The 26,529-nt window shown below is 54.8% G+C and carries 25 protein-coding genes; 20 read left to right on the top strand and 5 right to left on the bottom strand.

The genetic code is table 11. The annotated features are described in order from the left end of the window. Positions 1-8 precede the first annotated feature (8 nt). Positions 9-767, bottom strand: a complete 759-nt coding sequence (locus K2F33_RS02110; RefSeq protein WP_145160783.1) for an SDR family NAD(P)-dependent oxidoreductase — start codon at positions 765-767, stop codon at positions 9-11. 149 nt (positions 768-916) lie between these two features. Here K2F33_RS02110 and K2F33_RS02105 point away from each other — a divergent pair, with 149 nt between their 5' ends. From K2F33_RS02105 to tyrS, 7 genes are all read left to right on the top strand, one after another. Continuing rightward, positions 917-2,272, top strand: a complete 1,356-nt coding sequence (locus K2F33_RS02105) for a helix-turn-helix domain-containing protein (RefSeq protein WP_263880892.1) — start codon at positions 917-919, stop codon at positions 2,270-2,272. 273 nt (positions 2,273-2,545) lie between these two features. Then, positions 2,546-3,118, top strand: coding sequence for a sulfurtransferase TusA family protein (locus K2F33_RS02100; protein ID WP_263880891.1), 573 nt, complete (start codon positions 2,546-2,548; stop codon positions 3,116-3,118). A 46-nt stretch (positions 3,119-3,164) separates the two neighbouring features. Beyond that, complete coding sequence (locus tag K2F33_RS02095) at positions 3,165-3,560, top strand: DsrE/DsrF/DrsH-like family protein (RefSeq protein WP_145946671.1); 396 nt, start codon at positions 3,165-3,167, stop codon at positions 3,558-3,560. 18 nt (positions 3,561-3,578) lie between these two features. Next, entirely contained in the window at positions 3,579-4,733 is a 1,155-nt protein-coding gene (locus K2F33_RS02090) for an MBL fold metallo-hydrolase (protein WP_263880890.1), read from the top strand. A gap of 71 nt (positions 4,734-4,804) precedes the next feature. Then, positions 4,805-5,596, top strand: a complete 792-nt coding sequence (locus K2F33_RS02085) for a sulfite exporter TauE/SafE family protein (protein ID WP_263880889.1) — start codon at positions 4,805-4,807, stop codon at positions 5,594-5,596. Between the two features lie 119 nt (positions 5,597-5,715). Continuing rightward, positions 5,716-5,985 (top strand): metal-sensitive transcriptional regulator, encoded by a 270-nt coding sequence (locus K2F33_RS02080; RefSeq protein WP_076174880.1) that lies wholly within the window; start codon positions 5,716-5,718, stop codon positions 5,983-5,985. 438 nt (positions 5,986-6,423) lie between these two features. Further along, positions 6,424-7,683: a tyrosine--tRNA ligase gene (gene tyrS, locus K2F33_RS02075; protein ID WP_076174878.1), complete on the top strand. Its 1,260-nt coding sequence runs from the start codon at positions 6,424-6,426 to the stop codon at positions 7,681-7,683. Positions 7,684-7,846: 163 nt separating this feature from the next. Here tyrS and K2F33_RS02070 read toward each other — a convergent pair whose 3' ends face one another. Then, a complete protein-coding gene (locus K2F33_RS02070; protein WP_076174875.1) occupies positions 7,847-8,365 on the bottom strand; it encodes a DUF3231 family protein in 519 nt (172 codons plus the stop codon). A gap of 335 nt (positions 8,366-8,700) precedes the next feature. Here K2F33_RS02070 and K2F33_RS02065 point away from each other — a divergent pair, with 335 nt between their 5' ends. The 5 genes from K2F33_RS02065 (at position 8,701) to K2F33_RS02045 (ending at position 13,878) form a co-directional block, all read left to right on the top strand. Next, positions 8,701-9,531, top strand: a complete 831-nt coding sequence (locus K2F33_RS02065; RefSeq protein WP_263880888.1) for an alpha/beta hydrolase — start codon at positions 8,701-8,703, stop codon at positions 9,529-9,531. Between the two features lie 194 nt (positions 9,532-9,725). Further along, the gene (locus K2F33_RS02060; RefSeq protein WP_263880887.1) at positions 9,726-11,237 is read left to right on the top strand and encodes a YheC/YheD family protein; all 1,512 of its coding nucleotides are present in this window, start codon (positions 9,726-9,728) and stop codon (positions 11,235-11,237) included. Positions 11,238-11,338: 101 nt separating this feature from the next. Next, positions 11,339-11,755 (top strand): VOC family protein, encoded by a 417-nt coding sequence (locus K2F33_RS02055; RefSeq protein ID WP_089549965.1) that lies wholly within the window; start codon positions 11,339-11,341, stop codon positions 11,753-11,755. A 403-nt stretch (positions 11,756-12,158) separates the two neighbouring features. Continuing rightward, complete coding sequence (locus K2F33_RS02050; protein WP_076174866.1) at positions 12,159-13,070, top strand: prenyltransferase; 912 nt, start codon at positions 12,159-12,161, stop codon at positions 13,068-13,070. A 46-nt stretch (positions 13,071-13,116) separates the two neighbouring features. After that, entirely contained in the window at positions 13,117-13,878 is a 762-nt protein-coding gene (locus K2F33_RS02045) for a DUF6081 family protein (RefSeq protein ID WP_263880886.1), read from the top strand. A gap of 179 nt (positions 13,879-14,057) precedes the next feature. Here the strand turns inward: K2F33_RS02045 and K2F33_RS02040 are convergent, their stop codons facing one another. The 3 genes from K2F33_RS02040 to K2F33_RS02030 are packed head-to-tail and all read right to left on the bottom strand — an operon-like array spanning position 14,058 to position 17,002. After that, a complete protein-coding gene (locus K2F33_RS02040) occupies positions 14,058-14,972 on the bottom strand; it encodes a glycine betaine ABC transporter substrate-binding protein (protein WP_089549968.1) in 915 nt (304 codons plus the stop codon). 1 nt (position 14,973) lies between these two features. Beyond that, positions 14,974-15,807, bottom strand: coding sequence for an ABC transporter permease (locus tag K2F33_RS02035; protein WP_076174858.1), 834 nt, complete (start codon positions 15,805-15,807; stop codon positions 14,974-14,976). Next, a complete protein-coding gene (locus tag K2F33_RS02030; protein ID WP_076174856.1) occupies positions 15,785-17,002 on the bottom strand; it encodes a quaternary amine ABC transporter ATP-binding protein in 1,218 nt (405 codons plus the stop codon). The genes K2F33_RS02035 and K2F33_RS02030 overlap by 23 nt, the downstream gene beginning before the upstream one ends. A 365-nt stretch (positions 17,003-17,367) precedes the next feature. Between K2F33_RS02030 and K2F33_RS02025 the strand changes: the two genes are divergently transcribed. The 8 genes from K2F33_RS02025 (at position 17,368) to K2F33_RS01990 (ending at position 26,303) form a co-directional block, all read left to right on the top strand. Then, positions 17,368-17,937, top strand: a complete 570-nt coding sequence (locus tag K2F33_RS02025) for a GbsR/MarR family transcriptional regulator (RefSeq protein ID WP_105442104.1) — start codon at positions 17,368-17,370, stop codon at positions 17,935-17,937. A gap of 156 nt (positions 17,938-18,093) precedes the next feature. Continuing rightward, entirely contained in the window at positions 18,094-19,389 is a 1,296-nt protein-coding gene (locus tag K2F33_RS02020; RefSeq protein ID WP_412973962.1) for an aspartate aminotransferase type Ic, read from the top strand. 308 nt (positions 19,390-19,697) lie between these two features. Further along, positions 19,698-20,306, top strand: coding sequence for a YkoP family protein (locus tag K2F33_RS02015; protein ID WP_076174846.1), 609 nt, complete (start codon positions 19,698-19,700; stop codon positions 20,304-20,306). 134 nt (positions 20,307-20,440) lie between these two features. Continuing rightward, positions 20,441-21,547 (top strand): outer membrane lipoprotein-sorting protein, encoded by a 1,107-nt coding sequence (locus tag K2F33_RS02010; RefSeq protein ID WP_076174843.1) that lies wholly within the window; start codon positions 20,441-20,443, stop codon positions 21,545-21,547. Positions 21,548-21,853: 306 nt separating this feature from the next. Further along, on the top strand, positions 21,854-23,038 hold the full coding sequence (gene alr, locus K2F33_RS02005) for an alanine racemase (protein WP_076174841.1): 1,185 nt from the start codon (positions 21,854-21,856) through the stop codon (positions 23,036-23,038). 230 nt (positions 23,039-23,268) lie between these two features. Next, a complete protein-coding gene (locus K2F33_RS02000) occupies positions 23,269-23,550 on the top strand; it encodes a CopG family ribbon-helix-helix protein (RefSeq protein ID WP_036648438.1) in 282 nt (93 codons plus the stop codon). A 3-nt stretch (positions 23,551-23,553) separates the two neighbouring features. Beyond that, complete coding sequence (locus tag K2F33_RS01995; protein ID WP_076174838.1) at positions 23,554-23,904, top strand: type II toxin-antitoxin system PemK/MazF family toxin; 351 nt, start codon at positions 23,554-23,556, stop codon at positions 23,902-23,904. Positions 23,905-24,113: 209 nt separating this feature from the next. Further along, positions 24,114-26,303 (top strand): alpha-galactosidase, encoded by a 2,190-nt coding sequence (locus tag K2F33_RS01990; RefSeq protein ID WP_263880884.1) that lies wholly within the window; start codon positions 24,114-24,116, stop codon positions 26,301-26,303. The last annotated feature ends 226 nt before the right edge of the window (positions 26,304-26,529 follow it).

The raw sequence follows: 26,529 nt of genomic DNA, 5'->3' as shown, positions 1-26,529 counted from the left end.
TAAGCAGCTTACAGTGTCAGGCCGCCGTCCACAAGGACTATGGAGCCAACCATATAGCTTGACCGGTCGGAGGCAAGGAAGGAGACCATTTCGGCCAATTCCTCCGGCTGCGCGTAGCGGCCGATCCGCATGTTGCTGACTTCTTCGGGCATATAGCCGCCCGCTTTGAACTGTTCTTCCACGCTTTGAGTCAGCGAGGTCTGCACGCCGCCAGGGCAGATGGCGTTGACCCGAATGCCTTTTTTCACGTATTCCATGGCTGCCGACTTCGTCAATCCGATCACGGCATGCTTGGTTGCCGAGTATACGGACACGCTGTGCTCGCTGCGGATGCCGGCGGTCGACGCCGTATTGATGATCGAGCCGCTGCCCTGCTTCTCCATCACTTTGAGCACATATTTTAGCCCCAGGAAGGCACCCTTCATGTTAACGGCAACGAGGCGGTCGAATTCCGCTTCTTCCACGTCGGCCAGCAGTGAAAATTTCTGGATGATGCCGGCATTGTTGAAAAAGGCATCGATCCGGCCATAGGTGTCCACGGCGGCATTGACATAGCGCTGCACGTCTTCGCTCTTGGATACGTCTGCCTGAACGAAAATGCCTTCGCCGCCCTGGTCCTGGACCATCCGCAGCGTTTCTTCGCCGGTTTCGCGGTTAAAATCGACAAGCACGACTTTGGCCCCGTTAGCGGCCATTTTTAAACTGCTGGCTCTGCCGATGCCGCTTCCGGCGCCGGTGACCAGCACGATTTTATTCTCCAATTCCATCGTACATTCCCCCTAATCGTTGATCATGATCTGTTCATTGACCATTGTACGAGGGTTTGATCGGCAATTATTGTACTTTTCTACGCTTAATTGTATTATTTTAATGTAAAGAAACCGTTATCATTTATGCCGGCAAAAGGGGGGGCGTCATGCGGTTCGCATTGGAAGAAATCAAATACATGTGCCACCATCTGCATGAGGCCCATGGCGTGTCTGTATTTTACGTCAACACCCGCGGCCAATTTGAATATGAAAGTCCCGCTGCGAGCATCCGCCAGAGCCCGTATTATGTTCCGCTTCTGGAACAGATCAGGGAACATGCGGTAAACGGCGGGCAGAAGAAGATTCCGTCCTTTTTTTCCATCAACAGGCTGCAGTTATTTCGAATCGGCCTGCAGCATGAAGAAGCAGCCTTGGGGCAAATCGTGGTCGGACCCTGTCTCGACGCCGGGCTGGACGAAACGCAAATCGATTACATCACGGAGCTGATGCACGAATTTTCCAACGTCCGGGTGCTGATTGAGTTTTACCAATCCCTGCCCGTTATTGGTCCGGAGCGTTTTCGTTCCATGAGCCTGTTGGTTTACAGCCTGCTCTACCAGGAACAGTTGGACCCGGCACAGATCGTTGAGACCAGCGGCGAGCATCCACCGGAGAATCAGCAGCCGCATGCGCCGGATCTGGAGATTTCGCGGGAACGGATGAACCTGATTTCCCATACGAACCTTTCGCATGAGCGGGTGCTGCTGGACTATGTCCGCAAGGGACGCACCGATAAAGTCCAGGACGTCGTCCGTTATTCGCTGATCGGCGAAGACGAGCTAGGCAAGCTGTCCAGGCGCAGCCGGATCCGCAGCGAGAAAAACCTGATGATCACCGGCGTGGCCCTGATTTGCCGGGCGGCGATCGAAGGCGGGCTGAACGAGGAGACGGCCTTTACGCTGAGCGATTACTATATTCAGCAGCTGGAGGAGCAGGAAAGCCTGCAGGCGATATCCAAGGTGATGACCGAGGTAGTTTTCGCGTTTACGGAACGGGTGTCCAAGGTTAAGGAGCAGCAGTATTCGTCGACGATTACGGCCTGCCAGCACTATATTTCCGACCACCTCTACGACGACATTACACTCGAACAGCTGGCGAAGCTGACCTATTTGAGTCCCAACTACTTATCCAGCCTGTTCAAGAAAAAAGTAGGCATCTCCATCAGTGAATATATCCAGCGCGAAAGAATTGACGAGGCGAAAAAGCTGCTGATGCTGACGAAATACAAGGTTTCGGACATCTGCTCATGGTTGAACTTTAACGATCAGAGTTACTTCAACAGGGTGTTTAAAAAAATGACCGGCGTGACGCCAAAACGGTACCGGGAAGAGGGCTCAGCCGGACGAGCGGCGGAAAAACGAGAAGAACCAGAAGAACCAGAAGAACCAGAAGAACCGAAAGAACCAAAAGAACCAAAAGAACCAAAAGAACCAAAAGAACCAAAAGAACCAAAACCGGAATAACCAGAGGAACCGAAGTCCCCTGTTTAACACGGATACCCGAATCTCCAGTTCCTTTGGCGATTCATAAGCTGCTGTCTAAGGACAACAATGCAAAGATAAACAAGCTTCCAGCAGGCGCGTCCTGCAGGAGGCTTGTTTTAATATTCCATGATTTGGCGGTTTGACAATTCGCTGCTTCCATCCTAGAATTATACCCATAGGGGTATATGTATAATACCTCGATCAATGAGCAACACACATCCGGATCTTACTTTATAAGGGAGGTTTACAAGCATGGCGGATATATCGGTAAATGTCACTTTGGACTGCAAAGGTTTGTCCTGCCCGATGCCTATCGTCCGAACCAAAAAAGCAATGGACCAGCTTGAAGCGGGGCAGGTCATCGAGGTATTGGCCACGGACCGGGGGTCTTTGGCGGACATGCAGGGCTGGGCCAAAAATACGGGCCACCAGTACCTGGGGACGCTCGAAGACGGGGAGGTGCTGAAGCATTACCTGCGCAAATCCCGGCCGGAAGAGCTGAAGGAAGCGGCGAATTACCCGCACACCGCTACCAATGAAGAGCTTCAAAGCAAGCTCGCAGCGAGTGAGGACTTAGTCATTCTCGACGTGCGGGAGCCGGCTGAATACGCATTCGGCCACATACCCGGGGCGGTATCCATTCCGCTGGGAGACCTGGAGGCGCGCCTTTCGGAGTTGGATCCTGAAGACAGCATTCATGTGGTATGCCGCACAGGATCGCGCAGCGATCTGGCATGTCATCTTCTCGCCGAGCATGGATTTCAGCATGTAAGCAACGTCGTGCCCGGCATGTCCGCATGGACGGGACCGATTGAAAATCAATAGAACCAAAACCAAAAACCAAATTCAATATTTTACGGAGGTATGATCCATGAGTACAAAAGTAGCGATTATCGCCAGCAACGGCGGACTGTTCGATGCCTATAAAGTGTTTAACATTGCCACGGCGGCTGCAGCCACCGAGGCGGAGGTAGCCATCTTCTTTACTTTCGAAGGCTTGAATCTGATTCACAAGCAGGCCCACCAACAGCTGCCGCTGCCGGCCGGACGCGAGCATTTCGCCGAAGGATTCCAGAAGGCTAACGTTCCGGGCATTCCGGAACTGGTCGCGATGGCCCAGGAGCTTGGCGTCCGGATGATCGGCTGCCAAATGACGATGGACGTCATGAATTTGACGAAGGAAGACTTTATCGACGGGATTGAAGTCGGCGGAGCGGTGACCTTTCTCGACTTTGCCAAGGATGCCAACGTCACCTTATCTTTCTGACAAGGAGGAATCTTTGATATGACAGCTTCAGTGAATACGAATCCGGGCGTCATGACAGCCAAGGAGCTGACACGGCGGATTCTGGCCAAGGAAGAACTGTTGATTTTGGACGTGCGCAATGAGAGTGATTTTAACGACTGGAAGATCGAAGGGGAGCGGGTAGAAATCGTCAACATCCCGTACTTCGATCTGCTGGACGGTGTTGATGAAGCCCTTGCCCGGCTGCCTGAAGGCAAAGAGGTTCTCGTCGTGTGCGCCAAGGAGGGATCCTCCCAATTCGTCGCTGAACAGCTGGCTGAAGCGGGCAGAACCGGCGTGTCCTACCTGGAAGGCGGCATGAAATCCTGGAGCGAGCATTTGGAACCGGTCCAGATCGCAGAACTGAACGGCGGGGGTGCGCTGTATCAGTTCGTGCGGATCGGCAAAGGCTGCCTGTCTTATATGGTGGTTTCCGGCGGCGAAGCTGCCGTTATCGATACGCCGCGCATGACCGGCATCCTGGAAAGCTTTGCAGGCGAACTGGGGGCGGTGATCAAGCATACGCTGGACACGCATCTGCATGCCGACCACATTTCCGGCGGAAAAGCGTTAGCCGAACGCACCGGAGCGGCCTACTGGCTGCCGCCGAAAGATGCGGAGGAGATTACCTTCTCCTATGAGCGTCTGGAGGAAGGCCGGGAAATTATCGTGGGAAGCACCACTATCGCAATCGAGCCGGTGTATTCCCCTGGGCATACGATTGGAAGCACGTCGTTGATTATCGATGGGAAGTATCTGCTGACCGGCGATATTTTATTCGTCGAATCCATCGGCCGTCCAGACCTGGCGGGACAGGCGGAGGATTGGGTGGACGACTTGCGGAGCACGCTGTATAACCGGTACAAAGGGCTGTCCGAGGACTTGATCGTCTTGCCGGCGCATTTCGGCAAAATCTCCGAGCTTGGAGAGGACGGGAAGGTTATGGCCCGGCTGGCGGACCTGTTCCGTCACAATCCGGGGCTGAACATTCAGGACGAGGAATCGTTCCGGCGCACCGTTACGGAAAATCTCCCGCCGCAGCCTCATGCATACCAGGAGATCCGGCAGGCAAACATGGGCAAAATCCATCCGACCGAGGAGGAGCAGCGTGAGATGGAGATCGGGCCGAACCGCTGTGCGGTTCATGACAAGTAACCAGCGTACGAAATGCGCTACAGCCTGTTTTCACTAAGGGTGCTTAGGGAGGAGAAAGGAGGGAGGGCGCCATGGCGGATATGATGCTCTACGCTGTCATGCTGCTGCTGGGTCTCGTCGGATCGTTCTTCTCCGGACTGCTCGGCATCGGCGGGGCGATCATCAATTTTCCCTTGCTGCTGTATGTTCCGCCTATGCTGGGATTGCCGTCGTTCTCCGCGCACGAGGTTTCCGCGATCAGCATGTTCCAGGTTTTCTTCTCTTCACTGGCCGGCGTGCTGGCGTACCGTTCGAAACCCGATCCGAAAGGAGCGGCGGTGCACAAAGGCCTCGTCATGTATATGGGGGGAGGCATTCTGGCCGGCAGCCTGATCGGCGGACTGGCCTCCGGAACGATGGACGGGACGGTTATCAACGTGATTTACGGCATTTTGGCAGTACTCGCCGTCGTCCTCATGCTCATTCCGAACCGGGGAACGGAGAGCCGGTCTGAACCGCTGACGTTTAACAAAACCGTAGCCGTCATTGCGGCTTTTCTGGTCGGTGCTGTTTCCGGCATCGTGGGTGCGGGCGGATCGTTTATTCTGATTCCGATCATGCTGACGGTGCTGCGCATTCCAACCCGGACGACGATCGCTTCCTCGCTGGCCATCGTGCTGATTTCGGCGGTCGGCGGGGTCATCGGCAAAATCGCTGGCGGGGGCATTCCGCTCGGACCGACCGTCTTTACCGTCCTTGGCAGCCTGATCGGGGCTCCGCTCGGATCGAGAATCAGCTCCAGGATGAACGTGACATTTTTACGGTATGCGCTGGTAGTGTTAATCGCCTTCACAGCTGTGAAAATATGGGCGTCCCTGCTGTGAGAAAGATCGGGTGGAATAAATTTCAGTGCGGCAGCGGGATCCGTACCCGTGTAGTTTTGTTTTTTTTGCTCTATAATATACCCATACCGGTATATCGTTAGAAAAGGTGGGATCCTGATATGGATTACAATTACACGGATGAAATGAAAACACGTCTGCGCCGCATCGAAGGGCAGATCCGTGGCGTGCTGCGCCTCATGGATGAAGGAAAATCATGCAAGGAGGTCGTCTCCCAATTGTCCGCTGTGCGCAACGCCTCGGATAAAGCGATCGCCCAGATCGTTGCAGAGAATCTGCAGCAGTGCATTTTGGCGGAGCAGGCGGCCGGGAATATGGACACCGGAAAAATGGTGAAGGAAGCCGTGGAGCTGCTGGTGAAAAGCCGGTAAACCCTGGCATTTGACAACCCCGGAGGAAATCAATATACTTTGCTTATCCATTTGAATATTCGGAATATACGCGGAAAGAGCGAAGTAGCGGGAAGTCCCTGTTCTCAGAAAGCCGGGGGTCGATGCGACCCGGCAGCACACGGTCCTGACGAATTACACTCTGGAGTATCTTGGGTAATGCCAAGCGGAATGGCCAACGTTATATGCGCCGTCGAGTGGTGCAGCATGCCTTGAATGAGGCGGCCCTGCGCAATGTGGGTGGTAACACGGTTATTACAATCGTCCCTTAGGTCTGTTTCAGGCCGGGGGGGCGATTTTTTGCGTTTTCCGGCTTCATGAGGAATCCTTGCATCCGGGAGAAACAAGCCCGCCTCGATCCATGTATAACCGATTTTTAGCCCCATATATCATGAACAAGCAAAGGAGCTGGACAAGGAAATGAACATTATTGACGAACTGGAATGGCGCGAGGCCATTAACCAACAGACAGACGCGGAGGGACTCCGCCAATTGACGGAGGAGAAATCGATCTCCCTGTACTGCGGCGTCGACCCGACCGGGGACAGCATGCACATCGGGCACCTGATCCCGTTCATGATGCTGAAACGGTTCCAGCTGGCCGGACACCGGCCGGTCATTCTGATCGGCGGCGCCACCGGAACGATCGGCGATCCGAGCGGACGCCAGTCCGAACGCACGCTGCAGACGATGGAACAGGTGCAGGCGAACGTGGACGCCCTGACCGCCCAAATGAAGAAGCTGTTCCTGACCGAAGGCGACAACCAGCTGCGCATGGTGAATAACTACGACTGGACGCATCAGCTGAACGTCATTGATTTTCTACGCGATTACGGGAAAAACTTCAGCATCAACACGATGCTGGCCAAGGATATCGTTGCCAACCGGCTCGAAACCGGCATTTCGTACACCGAATTTTCCTACCAAATTCTGCAGTCGATGGACTTCCTGCACCTGTATCGGGAAGAGGACGTCCAACTGCAGATCGGCGGCTCCGACCAATGGGGCAACATTACGAGCGGCCTGGATCTGATCCGGAAAAAGGAAGGCCCGGAAGCGAAAGCATTCGGCCTGACCATTCCGCTCATGCTGAAAGCGGACGGTACGAAATTCGGTAAAACCGCCGGCGGCGCGATTTGGCTCGATCCGAAGAAAACGACGCCGTACGAGTTCTACCAGTTCTGGGCGAACACCGACGACCGCGACGTCGTCAAGTACCTGAAGTACTTCACCTTCCTGGACAAAGAAGCGATCGACGCTTTGGCGGAAAAGGTGCAGACCGAGCCGCACAAACGCGAAGCACAGATTACGCTGGCCGAGGAAATGACCCGGTTCGTCCATGGCGAAGAAATGCTGGCCCAGGCTAAAAAGATTACCGCTGCGCTCTTCAGCGGCGACATCAAGTCGCTCACCGCGGACGAAATCGAGCAGGGCTTCAAGGAAATGCCGACGTTTGAAGCTTCGAAGGAGTCCAAGAACATCATCGACTGGCTCGTCGAGATCGGCATCGAGCCGTCCAAGCGCCAAGCGCGCGAGGATCTGAATTCGGGAGCCATCTCCATGAACGGTGAGCGCGTCACCGACACAGAACTTGAAGTAAGCGCCGACCATGCCATCGAAGGCCGGTTCATCATCATCCGCAAAGGCAAGAAAAAATACCATCTCGTGAAGCTGTCCTAGTCTCCGGACGTTTTTGTCGGAGTCAGAACTGTATTAGAACGTCAAACGGGATCTATCACAAAAAAGGCTTTCCTGCCGTCCATTGGGGACGAAGGGAAAGCCTTTTTGCCGTACATTCCGAACTACGTGAACGGGAGTCGCCGTAAGCGGCAGAGGGGCTGGGTTATGCTTTTTCCTCAACCGGACGCTCAACGTGAAGCGGTGGAGGAACGAGCCAGCCCTTTTCCTTGTTCATGCGCAAAATCCGCACGCCGAGGGCGGTCTTAGTCGTATGGTATTTGGCGAATAATGCGCCGATATCCTCGCGGATGGACATGCCCATAATCGCGCTGCAGGCAGCCAGTCCCGCAGCGGTGTCGGCTGCCAGCTTGGCGCCGATTTCCTGGTCCATAAAGCGGGCCCCTGGCGGTATGTCTTCCAGATTGACGGCCGGTCTGTCGGCCATAATCGGCGCCGGGACGACGCCGTTGTCGGTCAGCAGCTTGTCGCATTCCTTGATTTCGGTCTTGGCTTGGTCGATCAGGTCCTCAAGAATTTGTTTGAGGTCTTTGTCTCCGGCATGGTTCAGATATACCTGATAGCAGGAAACGAGTCCTTTGGCCATCATGGAAACTTCCCATAAATTGAAGACTTCGCCATAATGCATCGGCTGGTGTTTCGGATTTCCGTCGAGAATACCCATCGATTTCATTCTCTCCTTAGTTTTAGGTAGGGCAGTACCGTTACATTATGAGCAATTCCCTTCGGTTTCATGTACGCAGCCGAAGCTTGCAGCTCCGCTATGGATTGCATATCACGAGTTGCCGGACCGCGTTCCGATGACCGACTGGCACGATACCGAACCGACCGGCAGATGAGTTTTCAGCACGGAGCGTCGTTGGCAGATTGTATATCAAGCAGCTGAAGGATCAGGGGGGTTCGCGCTAACTTTTCGGCCAAGTTGAGTGTAAGCCCTTTAATTATGTGTGCTCCCATTGTAAAATGGTGGACAAAACCATATGACAAGGGGACGATCGAATGAGCACAGCAGCAAGCAGACTGCCTGACAGCAAGCAGCGCATACCACTATGGGAGGATGTTCCGCTGGGACAAAGCGGGCCGGAGAACGAGGGCTGCCCCAGCATTACGCCTTACCTGCTTGAAGGAGAGGGCCCTTTCCCGATGATGGTGGTATGCCCGGGAGGAGGATATGTCATGCGCGCAGACCATGAAGGCGAACCGATCGCCTTGTGGCTGAACAGCATCGGGGTGTCGGCGGTGGTCCTGAACTACCGCGTGTCGCCGAACCGCCACCCGGTTCCGCTGGGAGACGCCCAGCGGGCGATCCGCACGGTGCGGAGCCTCGCGGGGGATTGGAACATCGATCCGGCGCGGGTAGGCATTTTGGGCTTTTCCGCCGGTGGGCACTTGGCGTCCACCGCTGGTACCCATTTTGATGCAGGCCAGGCGGATGCGGAAGATCCGGTCGAGCGCGAGAGCAGCCGTCCCGACCTGCAGGTGCTGTGCTATCCGGTTATCAGCTTTGGGCCATATACCCACGAAGGCAGCAAGTATTCGCTCCTCGGGGAAGAGCCGGACGCGGAACTGGTCCAATATTTGTCCAACGAGACGCGGGTCACGCCGGATACGCCGCCGGCCTTTATTTGGCATACGGCTGATGACGGGGCCGTTCCTGCGGAGAACAGCCTGCTCTTCGCCCTCGCTTTAAGCCGCGAGAAGATTCCTTATGCGCTGCACGTGTTCGAGGCCGGACGCCACGGACTTGGGCTCGCGGAGGAAGAAGAGGCCGTCAAGGCATGGCCGGACCTGTGCGCGACCTGGCTGAGAGAACGGCAATTCATACAATAATGCTATCACCTGAAAGAAAGGGACGACGCTTATGGAGCGGACGTCCCTTCTTGCCGTTAAGGAGGGGATAAGCACTTCCATCCCCTCCAAGGCATACGCTGGTTACGAACGAGTTGAATTGAAAACCCCCAGGAGGATGATACAGAAGTGATGACCCGTACTTTTGGCATCGGAAACCCAGGCAGGGGATGGGTATGAACACCACGCTCGGCCTAATGTCTGCCAAGACGGCCGGAAGGTCCCATTTTCTTCCTTACGTTGAGGCAGCGAATGAGGCAGGTTTCAAACGGTTGATTCTTTTTGCGCCTGAAGATGTGAACCTGGCCCGGCGAAAAATTACCGGTTACACTTATCAAAAGCATAAATGGGTGCGTACGGTACAGGGATTTCCGGATCTCATTTATGATATAGGCCATTACAGGACGATCCGCGGTTACCAGCAAGCGGAAGAAATCAAATCCTTCAGCCGGCTGCCCTTTCTTGGGGACTGGCTTGGCAATAAGTGGGTTGTCTATCAGGGACTGAAGGCGTCTCCGGAAATCGCGGAGCATTTGGTGGAGACGGAGCTGCTGATTCGGGCGGCCGACGGGATTTCCATGCTGGAGCAGCACAAAGCACTCATGCTGAAACCGGTCAGCGGAGAATCGGGTACCGGGATCAAACGGATCAGTCTTCGCAAGGACATGCTGATTATTGAGGAAGACGGGGGCGTATGCCGCGGCATCAAGGTGGAATCGGTAGGGAGATATTTAGATCAGCTGGCCGCCAAAGGTTATATGATGCAGCCGGCGCTCGATTTGCGCGTGAACAGCCGAAGCCCCTGGGACTGCCGTGCGCTGATTCAGAAAGATGGGCTGGGCAGCTGGAGCTTTACCGGGCTCGTCGTCCATGTAGGACAGACAAGCCGTCTGACGACACATCCGGAGCACGGCGGACAAACGTTGGAGGGGTATCCCTTTTTAGCCAAAAGATTTGGGGAGGAGGAAGCGAAGAGGCTGTACGAACAGATAAGGGACCTGTCCCGGCGGGTAGCGGAGCAGCTGGAGCTATACTACAACCGGAGCTTTGCCGAATTGGGCGTCGACTTGGCCATAGGCGAAGACCGGTCCCTCTATATTCTGGAAGTGAACCATAAGCCGGGCAAGCCGTTCATGCGAACGGGGCGTGACCTCGAACTCTATTTGAAAAGCATCCGGGTGCCGTTCCAATACGCGGCTTATCTGGCTCACACGCAAGCTGTGGTTATTCCGGCGGCACCTCCATGGTCACGGGATACGTCCGGATGCTCCAGAGCGGAGCTCATCGAACAGATCATCCAGGACGGCATGGCATTCTACCGGACTCCATACCGGTTCGGAGCGGTGCCCTGGTCCATCGACGCGTTCGATTGCAGCTCGTTCATGCAATTTATTTTTGCCAGAAACGGTCTGCTGCTGCCGCGTACGTCCAGACAGCAAAGCCTTCTGGGATATGACGTGGCCAGAAAGAACCTGCAGCGGGGCGATCTGCTGTTCTTTTCCGTCCACTCCCGGACGCATAAAAAAGGGCTGGAACGAATCGGCCATGTCGGCATTTATCTTGGCGGCGGCCGGTTCCTTCATTCCTGCAAAGCGGGCGGCGTCGTGGTCACGGAGCTTTCGGATCCGTATTGGAATCGGCTGTATATTAAGGGCCGCCGGGTGATTGAAGAGGATGGCTGCTCGTAGGCGGTGTTAGAGCATCATTTTTCGGCATGTCCTTATCAATCGCAGAGGCGTGGGATATAATGGATTGTGCATGTCCCATATGATAAAGGAGGACTACCCGAATGAGTGTAAAGATATCGCCTTACATTGTAATGAATGGCAATTGTGCCGAGGCCGTTGCGTTTTATGAAAAAGTGCTGCAGGCCAAAAACCTGGGATTGTCCCGCTTCAGCGATATGCCGGATCCGGATCATCCGCTGCCGGATGAAGCCAAAGATCGCGTACTGCACGCCGCACTTGAATTTGACGGCAACACGCTGCTCTTCTCCGATACGTTTCCGGGAAATCCTTATCAGCTTGGGGATCAGTTGAGCATCGCCATTACATCAAATGACAGCGAGCGTCTCCAATCGGTCTTCGCCGGATTGTCGGATGGGGGACAGGTGCTGATGGAACTGCAGAAGACGTTCTGGAGCCCGGCCTTCGGCATGGTCCGGGACAAGTTCGGCATCACGTGGCAGGTCAGCACAGAGCAATAGGAATTAGGTCAGGCAGGTCGGTACGGACTGCGGATCCAGGCAGGCGCTTCTAAGACAATCTGCCAGTTGATTCTCGTCAATCAGAAACAAGCCACGGCACAACCGGAACGCTCCCTTCTTCATTCGAAGGGCAGCGGGAAAGAGGGCCGTGGCTTTTTTGGCTTGGTCTGGAACTTGACATCGCGTGGAATCTTCCTGATTTATACATTCCGATGACAACATCCGCGAAAGTGTGATATCCTTGTGAAGGATGATACAAACCTGCTTTCCTGTATGTCGTTAACGATATCCATCATGGGAAAGTTTGTGAAAAATATCATTTGTTTGGCAATACGGCGTTTTCGCCCGAAAATTATACGAACCCATTTTTCATGGGCACATTATAAGGAAGGGAGCATGGTGCATGCTCAAACAGTTCATGAAAGCCTCACGCTTCGGAGTTGTACCGGTCATGCTGATTCCGGTCGCGCTGGGAGCGTTGGGGGCTTTTGTATGGAACGGCGTTTTTAACGTCTGGCTGTTTCTGATTACGCTCGTCGGCGCGGCGTCGGCCCACCTGTTCTCCAACATGGTGAACGACCTGTGGGATTACAAGAGCGGGACCGATACGGCTGCCAAAGAGGCCGTGGATGCGGTCTCCACGAACTCGGGCTTTTTGACGGGCGGCGTATGGAGCATTCGCAAGTTTGCGGCGGTCACTTGGGCGCTGTTTGGCGTTGCCGCGGCTTGCGGAATTATATTGGCCGTATTCTCAGGGCCGTGGGCTTTCATTTTCGGCGCACTCGGCGGCTTGATCGCATACTTCTATGTGGCGCCGCCACTGAAGTTCGGATACCGGGGCAAAGGCTACTCGGAAGTCGCAATCCTGCTCTCGTTCGGCGTTCTCCCGGTCATGGGGGCCTATTATGTGCAAACCTCGCATTTGGATCTGCGGGCGCTGCTCCTGTCCCTGCCGATCGGCCTGTTAACTACGCTGATTCTGTTCAACCATCACTTTTTACACTGGCAGGCGGACCGCCAGGCCGGCAAACGCACGCTGGTCGTCGTGTGGGGCGAGCAAAGAGCGCTTGGCTTCTCCCGGTTCCTGCTGTTTCTGTCCGCGCTGATGCTCGTGGTCAGCGTCATTGCCGGGGCGCTTCCGGTGTACGGACTGCTGGCCCTGCCGGGCATGATTCCGCTGTACCAGGTGTACGGCAAGCTGAAGTCTCATAATAACAGCCATGCCTATATTCCGCTGATGGGAGCTTCGGTGAAATCGACCCAGCGGAGCGGGATCATTATGATTATATGTTTGCTGATACAAGGCTTGATCTGACCTTACGGCCATATTGACTTAAGCGAGAAAGGAAGTTCGATGCTATATGGTACAACAACGCGTTTTTGGGGATTTTCATACGATTCTGTCGGAGGGCGAGGTCTGGAAAATCGGCGGCTTTCCGCTGCCGGACGGTACGTTCTGGGAATACCGGGAGCCTGATGCAGTAGTCATTGTCCGCAACGGCATTCTGTACGTCCGTGCTCCATTGAGCCGGCAAAACGACCAAATTCAAATTTTGGACAACGCGAAGCATATGTATTATTCAGTGGAAACAGTCAAAGTACCGGAGCACGGAGTGGTCGACTTCGAACTGCAGATCCGCGCCCGCTCGGTCAATACCGTGCCGAACGATCTGTACGACGGCTACGTATCGCTTAACCTGCTGGATTTCACGACCGGAGCGGCGCTGGATTTCTTTGCCGGCAACGACAAATATGCCAGCGTATACGCTGTTCTTCCTTTCCCAGGGGTAGAGGTTCCGCCATCGGACAAGACCCGGTATTTCTGCATCTTTAAAGAAGACACCAACTTTAAGCCACGTGAATTCAACACCTACAAAATTACGTATGACCGCGGAAATGACGAAGCAGTGTTCTATTTGAACGGCACGGAAATCCGCCGGGAGAAGAACATCCCGATCAAGTTCAACGAGTTTACGATCGCGCTCGGCATCATGACTGAGAAGGACATCTCGCCGGAAGGCAGCGTGTCCGTTCATGGGCAGGTCGTGACGGCCGAGTATTCGCCGGTGACCGTGACGATCGACGATCGTTCGGAGAATAAACGGGCTTTTGAAGAAGAGTAAACGTCAAAGTGAAGAGGCGCGCAACAGAGCCATTCTATAGAATGGCTGCACCGGTTCGGTGTCTGGATGACGGACCCGATTCCTCTTCCAGCAAAAAAAGGGCTGGGTCCCCAGGTAGAACAATCTACCGGGCCCAGCCCTTTTTCCTTTTCATATGAACCTATAGAGAATGAATTGAATTATTTCTTCAGGTCTTCGATGGACTTAACGTCAACGTAGGACGGTACGACCAGGCCGGTTTTGACGCCGGTCATATTAGCGCCCAGATCATCGATCTGATCCTTGAATTTGGCGAGGTAATCGGCGTGGGTCAGCGGCAGCCAGGCTGCGGCCGATGCGTCCACGTCCCCGTTGGCGACGCCGGTCCACATCGGTCCTGCCTCAACCTGCAGGGCGGTTACCTTGTAGCCCAGTTTCTCCTGAAGGATGTACTGCAGCAGGTTGGTGCTGGCGATTTCCGAATCCCAGGCAACATAGCTCAGCTTCAGCGGGTTGCCGTTAACAGGCTTCAGGTCCTTGATCCATTCATTGACCCGGTCGGCGTGGCTGTCAGCCCATGCCTTGGCGGCCTCTTCCGGCTTCTTGCCATCCTGTATCGCCGTCATGATCTCGCCCATTTCATCGGAGGACCATTCAAACCGGTCCAGGAATGCGTAAGCGGTCGGCTCATCCTGCTCCAGACCTTTGCGGGCAATCGTATGGATTTCCTCGGCTTCGCCGTATACTTTCTTCGGATCATCCAGATACTTTAGGTCATATTTGGAGAACATCCAGTGTGGTGTCCATCCGGTAATGACGATCGGCTTTTTGGCCTTAATGTCTTTGGCCAGCGTCGCCGTCATCGCCGCGCCGGAGCCTTCAATCAGCTTCCAGTCGGACAGGCCGTATTCTTCGATGGCTTTGTTGGTCGCCTTCATGATTCCGGCACCGGGGTCGATACCGATAATTTCGTAGTTGACCTGTTTACCGAAGGAATCAGCGCTGCCTTCTCCGCTTGCCGACCCGCCAGAGCCGTTTTGGCCGCAGGCGGACAGCATCAGTGCGCCGGCCAGACCGAGGCTGGCCAGGATCGTCCATTTTTTCTGTTTTTTCATGTTATGCACCCCTTTTTTTGGATTTAAATAGGTTTTGCGTAAAGCGGTCGAGCACGATGGCGAGAATAACCACCGCAAGACCGGCTTCGAAGCCTTTCCCGATTTGGAGCTGGGTTACCGCACGGTATACCTCGGCTCCGATGCCTTGGGCGCCGATCATCGAAGCGATGACGACCATGGACAGCGACAGCATGATGGTCTGGTTGATGCCGGCCATCAGCGTCGGCATGGCCAACGGCAGCTGCACCTTGAAGAGCTTCTGCGGTCCGGTGGACCCGAAGGCATCGGCTGCTTCCGTAAGCTCGCCCGATACCTGCTGAATGCCGAGCAGGGTCAGGCGGATCGTCGGCGGAATCGCGAAGATAACCGAAGCGATGACCCCTGGCACGACGCCCAGGCTGAAGAAGGTAACGGCCGGCAGCAGATAGACGAAGGCCGGCATCGTCTGCATGAAATCGAGTATCGGCGTAATGATACGGGAAGCTCCTCTGCTGTAAGCACACCAGATGCCGATTGGAACGCCTAAGACGACCGAGATCAGGGCGGAGGTAATGACGAGACTGAGAGTGTCCATCGTCTGCGGCCAGTACCCCAGGTTATAGATCAGCAGAAATCCGATCACCGAGAACAGCGTCAGGGATATCCGCCCGACCAGGAAGGCAAGAATACCGAGTATGACGATAAACAGGAACGGATGCGGCAGCATGAACAGCCAGGTAAATCCGTTAACGATGCCTTCGATGACACTCGAAATAAAGTCGAACAGGACCGTCAGATGGTCTCCCATCCAGCCGACCAACGCTTCAATCCACTCATCCAGCGGTATTTTCGGCATTTGGGCTCACCTCCTTCGAACTGTTCTCCCCGGCGAGCGCACCAAGCAGGGCACCCCGGACGATCACGCCAGCAAGACGGTCGTTGTCGTCGACGACGGCCAGCGGCACCTTGGACATGCTGGTGATTTCAAACAGCTCGTTGATCAGGACGTCCGGATGCACTCTTGGACCATCCGTGATCAGAATGTCCGCAAGCGTTTTGCCGCTGCGCATCGCTTCCGAGGCATCCTCCGCCGTGATGACGCCGAGCAGCCGCTTGCCGCGGTCGATGACGAACAGGTTGGAGATGCCGCGCTCGCGCATCAGCTCGAGCGCCACACGCGGCCCCCGGTCCGGCATAATCGTCTCCGGACGGCGCATGACATGGGCGGCGGTCAGCACCTTGGACAGGTCGACGTCCTCGACGAACCGCTCCACATAGGCGTTGGCCGGCTGCGTCAGAATTTCTTCCGGCGTGCCCACCTGCACGACGGCGCCATCCTTCATGAGCGCAATCCGGTCGCCGATCCGCAGCGCTTCGTCCAGATCGTGCGTGATGAAGATAATTGTTTTCTTCATCGTCTCTTGCAGTTCCAGCAGCTCATCCTGCATGTCACGGCGGATCAGCGGATCAAGCGCGCTGAAGGCTTCGTCCATCAGCAGAATTTCCGGGTCATTCGCGAGCGCCCGGGCCAGACCGACGCGCTGCTGCATGCCGCCGCTCAGCTCGTCGGGAGATTTGTTTTCCCAGCCCTTGAGGCCGACCAGCTCGAGCGACTTCATCGCTTTCTCCGTGCGCTCCGGCTTTTTGACCTTTTGAATCTCAAGCCCGTATTCCACGTTTTCCAGTACGGTCCGGTGCGGAAACAGCGCGAACTTCTGAAAGACCATACTGATCGTCTGGCGCCGTACCTTACGGAGCTGCTCCTTATTCATTTTTCTTAAATCCTGCCCGTGAACGAGGATTTCCCCCGCCGTAGGCTCAATCAGCCGGTTCAGCATCCGGACGAGGGTGGATTTGCCGCTGCCGGACAGCCCCATAATGACGAAAATTTCGCCAGCTTCAATACTGAGGTTGACCCGGTTCACCCCGACGGTCACGGATTTTTCCTTCGCCAGCTTCTCCTTGTTCCAGCCTTGTTCGAGCAGCCCGACGCTCTGCTCCGCCTGGGCTCCGAACAATTTGCTGACTTGTTTAAGCTGCAAAATAGACAACTGTGATACCCCCTTATTGCTTCTCTATCGTTGATAAGTGCGAACACGATGCTGCGTAAATAACCAACGGGTAACAGTGTAACAATTAATATATATAGTATCAAACGTTTTAACCGTACGTAAAGAACGTACAGAAAAAACTGTACGAAATTTACTGCCGAATGCTCCCATATCCGCCGTTTTCCTGACGGATCGGTTTCTTTACAATTAAAATACGTTTACATACAATAGACGATGAAGGTTTGGTCTTCTCCATACTTTTTCACTTACAAACACGGGCAACACAAGCGGATTCCGGACCTTGTTCAGGCTTATGGGCCGGGGATTCTGCGGAGAATGGTTGAACAAATAAGGAGGTTGCAAGCATGAGCTTGGACCAATTCGAAGATGAACGCGACGCAGCAATCCACAAGGTACGCAAGCGCGTCATTGAAACGATCGGAAGAAACATGGACTTATATGGAATCTCCCAGTCCACCGGACATTTATACGGGCTGCTTTTTTTTGCAGACAAGCCGATGACCCTGGATGAAATGGGACGGGAAATGAAAATGAGCAAGACCAGCATGAGCACGGGCGTCCGGACCCTGCTGGACTTGAAGATGGTCAATAAAGTATGGGAGAAGGGCTCCCGCAAGGACTTATATGAAGTGGAATACGATTGGTATCAGACGTTTACCGACTTTTTCGATATCAAGTGGAGAAAATCGGTAGAGAGCAATATCCAGATTCTGAGCAAGTCCATCGACGAAATGGGCCGCTTGCTGACGGAGTATGAGCATGATCCCGAGTTCACCGAGCTGCTGCGCAAGGATATCGCCAAGCTGCACGAGGCGGTTGCTTATTACGGCTGGCTGGACCGGCTCATCGATACGTTTGAGAGCGGAGAGATCTTCAAGCTGGTCCCGAAGGAGCCTCCAACCCCACACAGCTAAACATAAAAAGCACCGGAACCGGGCTGCGTTACAGCAGTCCGGTTTTTTTGGATTTTCATGACGCCAGGTGTGGTGATTTTTGTAGTTGACATCTGCCTGCTTTCGGTCATATGGTGTAATTTAGTAAAAGTTAGACGAAGAGCTGAGCGAGGAGAGATGAAGATGGTTACGGGTTATGCCGGATGGCAGGAAGATGAGTTAAGGCGGGAGCAAGCCCGGCTGCAAGCTGAATATGAGGCATACCGGAGTCTTAATTTGAAGCTGGATATGTCCCGGGGCAAGCCGTGCCCGGAGCAGCTGCAGCTTTCGAACGAAATGCTGGACATTCTGCCGTCCGGGGAAGAACTTCGGGCGGAGGATGGGACGGACTGCCGCAATTACGGCGGCCTTGACGGGCTCCCGGAGGCGAAGCGTTTTTTTGTCGAGATGCTTGGGGTTCAGTCTTCCGAAGTGATTGTTCAAGGCAACTCCAGCCTAAACTTGATGTATGATGCGCTGGCACGGGCGATGCTGTTCGGGGTGCTTGGCAGTGAGCAGCCGTGGAGCAGGCTCCCGTCCGTCAAATTCCTGTGTCCAAGCCCTGGGTATGACCGCCATTTTGCGATCTGTGAGCAGCTGAATATCGAAATGATCATCGTAGATATGACGCCGGAAGGGCCGGATATGGACGCAGTAGAGAGGCTTGTCGCCGAAGATGACTCCATCAAGGGGATTTGGTGTGTGCCGAAGTACAGCAACCCCGGCGGTATCACCTATTCCGACGAAACGGTGGAACGGCTGGCCCGGATGAAGACGAAGGCGGGCGATTTCCGCATTTTCTGGGATGACGCTTATACGGTTCATCATCTGACTTCAAGGCATGACGAGCTGAAAAATATGCTGGAAGCCTGCTCGAACGCCGGCCATCCTGACCGTGTATTCATCTTTGCATCCACTTCCAAGGTGACATTTCCGGGTTCCGGCGTAGCGGCCTTGGCGGCGAGCAGGGACAACCTCAGCCATTTGAAAAAACAGCTGTCCGTGCAGACGATCGGCCCGGATAAAGTGAATCAGCTGCGGCACATCCGCTTTCTGAAGGATATGGAGCACCTGGGCCGCCACATGGAAAAGCATGCCGCGATCATCAAGCCGAAATTCGACTTGGTACTGAGCAAGCTGGAATCCGGGCTCGGCTCTAAAGATATCGCTTCATGGAGTAAGCCCAGCGGTGGTTATTTTATCAGCCTGGATACGATAGACGGCTGCGCACGGGAAGTCGTGCAGCGTGCAGCCGAGGCCGGGGTGACACTAACGCCTGCCGGAGCCACTTATCCGTACGGGCGCGATCCGCGGGACCGCAATATCCGTATTGCGCCAACCTATCCATCGCTCGAAGAGCTTGCGCAGGCCATCGATATTTTGTGCGTATGCGTGCAATTGGTATCGATCGACCGTATTTTGGCGGATCAATAGAGCAGCAGCATTTTTTAAGACAGGCAGGTCAGGAGGGATGGGTCGGAAATGGTACCGCAGGGGCGGTATCCCGGCCCAGCCTCCGGCCTGCCGTTTCTTTTTACCGAATGACTGGAACATAAGCGGCCTTCCCCCGATAAAGGAATCCGGGCATGTTGCCAGGCGGCGCCGCGGACACGTCTTGTTCCACGAGGAACGTTTCGTGGTCAGTGCCAATCATGCAAATATCTTTTTTTGGATGATTTGCATGGATTCCCTCATTTGAACCGTCAAACTGAATAGAACGAACTTAATAGAGAAGAGATGTGATGATATTGATCAAAACGACGGCTTTGAAGACGGGAGTCCAGACGGCATGGATGAAATGGGAGGGCTTGTTCGACCGGATCACGCGGCTGCGCAGCAAGCGGGTGCTGAGTTACGGGATTTGCAAGCTGGTGGTTCGGCCTTTTCACGGGCAAAGCATCCGCAGTGACAGCGGGCAGTGGCTTCATGCCGGCGACTGGATCGGGGAGCTTCATTTGGATAACGGGCAGGTGCTGGAGCTGTCGCGGAGCCTTGGGCCGGACAGGGCGGCGCTGAAAACCGCCAGGCTCCTGAAGCAATCGCTCAGACAGATCCGTGAAGCGATGGACCAGGTTCCCGAACTGGCCGAGGTCAAAGCGCTGACGGGAATTACGCTGCTTCACCGGGGGCTGACCCACGGGCTGGGCTTCGAGCAGCACCAGCTGAAGGCCGGGTGGTTTCGGCTGCTGACGACGATCTATTTAAGGTTTCTGCTGCGAATGCTTCATCCCGCCGGGCAAAAACGTGTGAAGCACAGCGCTCCCAAGCTGGTTCCGCAGATGCTGCTCATGACAAGGCAAGCGTTCATGGAGCGGTACCGCCGCGAGTCACCTTTATATAACGTCGTATAACAGCGAACTAATAACATAAAATTCAGCAACACGGATTCGGTATCAGGCTTGTCATGCTAGTCTGCATAATGTGACCAAGTCCCTCATAGACATGTATCAATCAGTTCAAACCAAGTGCTAAGGGGGATGATGTCATGCGCCGGATTTCATGGATGCTCGCCATGATCTTGTGCGTTACGGTTGTGTTGGCAGGCTGTGGTGGCAAAAAGGATGCCGCTTCCGTTGTCAAAGACTTGAACAACGTGGTCGATACACTGCAAAGCAAGGATGGCTCTTACAAAGGAACGGGGAAAATGACGCTGTATACCGGGGAAAAGCCGCAGGAATACCAGGTGGAGGTATGGTACCAGAATCCAAACTACTACCGCATCAGCCTGACGAACGCCCAGAAGGACGTTACGCAAATCGTTCTCCGCAACGACGACGGGGTATTCGTGCTGACGCCAAGCCTGAACAAAAGCTTCCGGTTTAAAAGCGACTGGCCGGACAACCAGGGGCAAGTCTATTTATACCAAACGCTCGTCCGGGGCATCTTAAGCGATAACACCCGGCAGTTTGCCGCAGACAAGGACAGCTATGTCTTCGATGTTGCGGCCAACTATCACAGCCAGTCTCTCGTCCGCCAGAAAATTTGGCTCAGCAAGGACAATTACGCGCCAAAACAAGTACAAGTCTCCGACTCTGACGCCCATGTCGTCGTTGAGGTCAAGTTCGATCAGTTCCAGTTCGATGCGAAATTCGACAAGGACTCTTTTGACATGAAGCGCAACATGACCGTGCAAAGCGATCCGTCGGTCGGAACGGTGGCCGAAGTCGACGAGAACGGCAATCCGGTCGCATCCCAGGACCAGCCGCAGGGCGATAACGGGGAAGCGGCGCAGGAAGTCACGAAGGAACTGGGCGACTTTGGCATGATTATTCCGGATTACCTGCCTGAAGGCGTTACGCTCAAGGACAGCAACAAGTTGGACAACAGTGACAACCATGCGCTGCTGCTTCGGTATGACGGTACATACCAGTTCACGATCATGGAATCCCGTCCGCAGGACCGTGCCGTGTCCCTGATGTCGGGTGAAGTGGTGGATCTTGGATTTACGGCAGGCCTCCTGGCTGGCGATGAGCAGCAAACGCTGACCTGGATGAATGGGGACGGCGTGGAATTCCGCATTACAAGCGCTAACCTGCCGGTGGACGAAATGATACAGATTGCAGCGTCTTTACAGGAACAATCGGGTAAATAATACGCAGACAGGCGGACCCTTCGGGCCGGCGGGGCATGATTCCACCGGCGCAACGAAGGGGCTTTCGCCTATCCATCTTCGAAAACCGCTGTGGTACGGTAAACCATCCGGATTCAGCCGGGGCGTGGTTCATTGACAGTCACCTTCCTGAACATTACGATTACATAGGATAAACGAAAGGTAAATAACAACTGATTTTCGATCCGATCCATCTATGTCCATAGAATGATCGAACGAAAATGACAACTCTCCTTTCAATGACTGTATGTAATGAGTGTGTTAATTCTTAGAGAAGGTGACGAATGAATGCAGCAACAATATAGAGCAACTAGAGCGGAAATCAATCTGGACCATCTTCAAGCGAACGTTACGGCATTTCGCCGGGCTCTGCCCGAAGGCATGAAATTTCTGGCCTGCGTCAAGGCGGATGCGTACGGTCATGGTGCCGTACAGGTGGCGCGGGAACTTGCGAGCATCGGGGTGGACTATTTAAGCGTCGCTTTCCTGGATGAAGCGATTGAACTGCGGCATGCCGGCTTGACGCTGCCCATCCTGGTGCTTGGCTACACGCCTCCGGAAGGCATAAGAACGGCGTGGGAGAATAACATAACAGTGACGGTGTTCAGCCCGGAGGTACGGGAAGCGATCCGGCAGCTCCCGGCGGACGCCGAGTCCAGACCGCTGAAGGTGCACATTAAGATCGACAGCGGAATGGGCAGACTGGGACTTCTTCCCGGCCCGGACGCCATTTCGTTTATCGAGTCGCTCTATGCTCTTTCGCAGGCTGAGGTTGAAGGCTTGTTTACCCATTTTTCCAAAGCGGACGAAGAAGATAAAAGCTATACACTGGAGCAGTACCGGCGTTTCGAGAGCGTGGTGGCCTCGCTCGGGGAGAAAGGATTCAGCCCTCCTCTTATACATACGGGCAACAGCGCCACAGCGATTGATACCCCTCAGCTGTCCTACAATATGGTCCGCGTCGGCATCAGCCTGTACGGATTGTATCCATCGGATGAGGTGAATCATCAGACTGTCGCACTTTCCCCGGTATTGACGCTGAAGACAGAGCTTGTATATGTCAAAACCCTTCCGCCGCATTGGGGCGTCAGCTACGGCGCCAAATATGTGACGGATCAAGATGAAGTCATTGGAACGCTGCCGATCGGCTATGCCGACGGGTACTCGCGGATGCTGAGCGGTAAAGCGGAAGTCCTGATCCGCGGCCGCCGCGTTCCCGTTGTCGGAACGATCTGTATGGACCAGTGTATGGTAACACTTCAATCTTTTGCCGAAGAGGCAGAGGAAATTCATGCGGGCGAGGAGGTTGTGCTCATCGGTCAGCAGTCTGGCCAGTGTATTACGGCAGATGAGCTGGCTTCTCAGCTGGGTACCATCCACTATGAGGTCATCTGTATGATTTCCCACCGGGTACCTCGTGTTTACACGAAGCACGGGGCGCTGTACAACCGGGTCAACCCACTGCTCACCTAATGCGAAGAAAGGCGGAATTTCAGCCTTTTTGCTGGAAATGAAGGAATACGGCACAAGCATCCCGAATAAAGGTAATGACGGAATGACTGTACGTAAATGCCGAGTCTAGTTTATAATGTATGCAGCATACCTGGTATATCTTCGGCATATATATTCCTTTGTATAAATTTCCTTGATTCAAGTTATACTGGGCACAAGGGTGAGAAGGTATTGTGGGGGTGGAACAGAAGGTGGCTAATATGCAGAATACCAAACGAATTATGATCAGCTTGCCGGATCATCTTTTGCAGGAAGTGGATGGCATCGTTGCGATGGAGAATTCGAACCGCAGTGAACTCATCAGGCAAGCCATGAAACTGTATTTAACGGAGCGGAAGAAACGTTATATACGGGAGTCAATGCAGCGCGGCTATATGGAAATGGCCAAGATCAATTTGACGATGGCATCGGAGGCCTTTCATGCGGAAGAAGATGCAGACAGCACTCTAGGCCGCTTAGTGAGCGGGGTGTAGACATTGATCGTAAAACGCGGCGACGTTTTTTTTGCGGATCTTTCACCCGTAGTCGGTTCTGAGCAAGGTGGAGTCAGGCCCGTTCTGATCATTCAGAACGATATCGGCAACCGTTTTAGTCCTACGGTCATCGTGGCGGCCATTACCGCCCAGATTCAAAAGGCAAAGCTGCCGACCCATGTGGAGATCGATGCGGTTTCGCATGGTTTTGACAGGGATTCGGTCATTTTGCTGGAGCAAATCCGGACCATTGATAAGCAGAGGCTGACGGACAAAATTACCCACCTGGATGAAGAAACGATGAAAAAGGTGGATGATTCGCTGCAAATCAGTCTCAGCCTGATCGATTTTTAAGCGTTGAACCATAAGGTTGATGATATGGTTGTGAAGGATAAGGCGTACCCGGAAGGGGCGCCTTTTTCTTGTTTTTGAACTTGTTTTTAAGTCACATAAGTCCATTGTAAGGGGTTACGCATCCGCTATAATGAATTGTATCCAACGTATGAGCGGGCAGGTGAGTACTGCATCTGCGTCTATCCGCTTGTGATATCAGGGAGGGAATTATGGCGATTCATATCGATACCAAGCAGCAATTATTTCATCTTCAGACCCGCAGTTCAAGCTACGTAATTCAGATTCTTCCGTCCGGCTATGCCGCCCATCTCTATTACGGGAAAAGGCTGCGCGACGCTGACCTGAGCTGGCTGCTCGTGACGACCGAGCGGGCCTCCTTCAGCCCGAATCCGGTGCCGGAGGATCGTACGATCTCCCTGGACACGCTGCCGCAAGAGCTTCCAGTGTACGGAACGAGCGATTTCCGTCACCCGCTGGTACAGTTCCGGCTGCCTGACGGCTCAACTGTCACCGAATTCAAGTATGTGTCGCATCGGGTAGAGCAGGGCAAGCCGCGGATGGAGGGACTTCCTTCGACATATGTGGAGTGCGAGTCCGAAGCCGAAACGCTGTTTGTGAATATGCAGGATCCCGTGTCGGGGCTGCATGTGGAGCTGCAGTACACGGTGATGGAAGCTTATGATGCGCTGACCCGCTCGTTAAAAATCGTGAACGACAGCACCGAGCCGGTGGAACTGCTGAGAGCCCTCAGCGCAAGCGTGGACTTCCCGCGCGCCGACTACGAGTGGCTGCAGCTGTCCGGCGCCTGGACCCGGGAACGCGACGTTGTTCGCCGTCCGGTCGCCTATGGCATGCAGGCGGTGGAGAGCCGCCGCGGGGCCAGCAGCCACCAGCAGAACCCGTTTGCGGCGCTGCTGTCTCCGGGGGCGGATGAAGACCACGGCGGGGTCTACGGCTTCAGCCTGGTATACAGCGGAAGCTTTATCGCCCAAGCCGAGGTGGACCAGTTCCGGACGACCCGTCTGTCGATCGGGATCAATCCGTTCGATTTCACCTGGCTGCTGGAGCCGGGAGCCGCGTTCCAGACGCCGGAGGCCGTCATGGTCTATTCCTCTGAAGGCCTGGGAGGCATGTCGCGGACCTATCACCGGCTGTACCGCGAGCGCCTGGCCCGCGGCCAGTTCCGGGACAAGGAGCGCCCGATCCTCGTCAACAACTGGGAGGCGACTTACTTCCAGTTCAATGCGGATAAAATCGTCGACATCGCCAAGGCCGGCAAAGAGCTTGGGATCGAGCTGTTCGTCCTGGACGACGGTTGGTTCGGCCATCGCGACAGCGACAATTCCTCGCTTGGCGACTGGGTGGTAGATAAGAACAAGCTGCCGGGAGGACTGGAAGACCTGGTGAACCGCGTGACGGGCATGGGAATGCAGTTTGGCCTCTGGTTCGAGCCGGAGATGATTTCACCGGACAGCGACCTGTACCGCAAGCACCCGGACTGGTGCCTGCATGTACCGGACCGGCGCCGTACGGAAGGCCGCCAGCAGCTGATCCTCGACTTCTCGCGGCAGGATGTGCGCGAGGAGATTGTACGGATGCTGACGGAGGTGCTGAGCAGCGCGCCGATTACGTACGTGAAGTGGGACATGAACCGCAACATGACGGAAATCGGTTCGGCGCTGCTGCCGCCGGAGCGTCAGCGGGAGACGGCGCACCGCTACATGCTCGGCCTCTACGAAGTGATGGAACGGATCACGTCGGCGTTCCCGCACATCCTGTTCGAGAGCTGCTCCGGCGGAGGCGGTCGCTTCGATCCCGGCCTGCTCTATTACATGCCGCAGACGTGGACGAGCGATAACACCGATGCGGTGTCCCGCCTGCGCATCCAGTACGGCACGAGCATCGTTTACCCGGTAAGCGCCATGGGCTCGCATATTTCCGCCGTTCCGAACCACCAGGTGGGACGGTCTACGCCGCTCGACATGCGCGGCTACGTCGCCATGTCAGGCAACTTTGGCTACGAGCTCGACTTGACGAAGTTCACCGAAGAAGAGAAGGAAGTCGTCAAGCGGCAGGTAGCGCTGTATAAGGAAATCCGCGGGCTCGTCCAGACCGGCGAGATGTACCGGCTCCTCAGCCCGTTTGAAGGCAATGAGACCGCCTGGATGTTCGTGGCGGAAGACGGCAGCGAGGCCGCGGTCTTCTATTTCCGGGTGCTGGCCGAATCCAACGCGCCGCTGAACCGCCTCAAGCTGAAGGGGCTCGATCCGGCCGCAGATTATGCGCTGGTGGGCACAAGCGAGGTGTACACTGGCGACGCCCTGATGTATGCGGGCATCGCGGTAGGCGCTGAGCGCGGGGATTACCACAGCGAGTTTTTCCGCTTCCGGCGCGTATAAGCCCCGGCCCCTTCCAGAATTAACCGGCCTCCGGCCTGCGTAAAGGTCTATACAGATGGAAGCCGCAGCAGTATGATGAACCTTGCCCTGTTTATGGGGTAAGGTTCTTTTTGCTTTTTCAGGGGAAATCTACCGTGGGATGGAAGCTTTCTCCTGCCAAACATGACCGCTGGAAAAATGGTTAAAAGTTTGTGATAATAAGATATGAAAACTTTGTAGATTTGCC

Origin of the sequence: Paenibacillus sp. PSB04 (genome assembly GCF_025809195.1) — a bacterium.
In the GTDB taxonomy this organism is placed as follows: Bacteria; Bacillota; Bacilli; order Paenibacillales; family Paenibacillaceae; genus Paenibacillus_AQ; species Paenibacillus_AQ favisporus.
This window is presented reverse-complemented; position numbering and strand designations above follow the sequence as displayed.